Below are 1,791 nucleotides of genomic sequence, written 5' to 3'. Positions count from 1 at the left end.
ATAAACTTATTTTGATGCTTTGTATAGTGATAATAAATTGTTATCGGTAGGAGAATGAAAGTGAATGACAAAGTAGATTTAGTTGAAATAGAAAAGTTTTATAATGAACATGAAGTTATCTGGTATAACAGTTGGTATAGATATACGAATAAGTCAATTGAATTATTTTTACAGAAAAATTGTAGTTTTTCTAATGAGGAAATTATTCTAAATGCAGGATCAGGAGGGAATACTTACGGGCTATCAGGGAACACAATCCATATGGATATTGCTGAAAAAACATTAAGTACAATTTCTAATAAAATTATTGGAAATATAGAGAATATTCCTGTTAACGACGAGTACTTTAATCATATTATCTGTGTAGGTTCTGTGATAAATTATTGTGATGCCAGCAAAGTGATTAGTGAATTTGAGCGTGTGTTAAAAGTTGATGGTACTTTATATTTAGAATTTGAACCTAGCAATAGTTTTGAGTATTTTGGAAGTAATAAATATAAAAAATCCGTCTCTATAATTGAAACGGATTACTTAAAGACTAGACATCGTAATTGGATCTTTTCTATAAAATATATTGAAAATTTATTGAAATCACAAGGATTTCAAATTAATAAAAAACAGCAATTTCATATAATAAGTTCTATCATTCTGAGAATAACAAATAACTACGATTTTGCAGCAAAGTTCACTAGACTAGATAAGATTTTTAAATTTTTTCCAGGGATCCGAAACTGTTCTAGTAATATAATTTTGAAATGTACTAAAATTCACTAGACAGTATCTTTCTTTAGTAAGAACGGGAGTATGCTAACGATTATGCTAGAAATTCCACCAATTAATGGGGTAAAGATTGTAGTTGTATCAATTCCAAAATAATTAAATACTTTATAATACATAATGATAATAATTGGAAAAATGAATATTGATATAAACATAGATGTTAAACTATGGTTTAGTTTCTTTTTAGGTGTAGGTAGCTTTTCAATGCTACCTGCACTTTTGATTTTATCTTTATGAACTTCAATAAACTGCAATGGTTCAGGTAACTCTTCAAGTTTATTTTGAATATTAGCAAAAGTATTTTGTATTTGCTTATTGTAACGTAGTCTTTCACTTTCACTAAAAAACGGTGTATACCAATTTATATAGTATTCAAAATATAAAGATTGAATAATTCTAATATAAGTCTCTTTGGGAATCGTCTTTATGTTAGTATTTGAATTAATCATTAATTTAGCATCGAAGCTGCTGAACTCATTATCAATCCCTAAAGGTGGTGTATGGTAATCAGCATCTATAGTGAAAAAATTCTCTATTAATAGAATAGTTTTAAATATTTTACTCTCATCGTCAACTTCAACTCCGTTATTCTTATTACTGATTTCACAAATGAAATATGTGACCTCTAATAAACTGGATATAAACATTCTCAGTTCATTTAAATAGCTAAGGTAAGTATTATTTTTTCTGTATGCATCTTCAACAGCTATATACTCAATTACAACTGTTTTAGTGGAGCTTAAGTATGTACACATTGCTAAGCCAATATTTGTATCGTTTAGAAAGAGAGAGAAAAAGTAGCTCTCAAATTCTACAGTTTTATTATCTAACCAATATGTTAGCTCATTTGTGTTTGTTCTAATGTCTGAAGGAGTAACTCTTGCATAAATTTTAACGGAATCAATATAGTCAACATCGGATGATGACTTAATTAACTTAATTTTGTAATTATTTTCAAGATATTGGTTGCTCATTTTTCAATCTCCTACCGATAACAATTTATTATCACTA

Annotated in this window: 2 protein-coding genes; one reads left to right on the top strand and one right to left on the bottom strand. The window is 27.6% G+C overall.

What is annotated here, in order from left to right; all coding sequences use genetic code 11:
• Positions 1-60: 60 nt before the first annotated feature.
• Positions 61-774: a methyltransferase domain-containing protein gene (locus ADI58_RS03530; protein WP_080982452.1), complete on the top strand. Its 714-nt coding sequence runs from the start codon at positions 61-63 to the stop codon at positions 772-774.
• On the opposite strand, the gene ADI58_RS03525 is transcribed toward ADI58_RS03530, so the two are convergent.
• Positions 771-1,754 (bottom strand): hypothetical protein, encoded by a 984-nt coding sequence (locus ADI58_RS03525; RefSeq protein WP_049521487.1) that lies wholly within the window; start codon positions 1,752-1,754, stop codon positions 771-773. The two genes, ADI58_RS03530 and ADI58_RS03525, sit on opposite strands and share 4 nt — an antisense overlap.
• Positions 1,755-1,791: the final 37 nt, after the last annotated feature.

The sequence above is a fragment of the Streptococcus mitis genome (genome assembly GCF_001074635.1).
GTDB lineage: Bacteria > Bacillota > Bacilli > Lactobacillales > Streptococcaceae > Streptococcus > Streptococcus mitis_E.
The sequence above is the reverse complement of the archived record's forward strand: the minus strand, read 5'-3'. Positions and strand labels throughout refer to the sequence as shown.

Coding starts and splice junctions, on each gene's coding strand:
- ADI58_RS03525 (WP_049521487.1), bottom strand. CDS start 1,754: ATGAGCAACCAATATCTTGAAAATAATTACAAAATTAAGTTAATTAAG.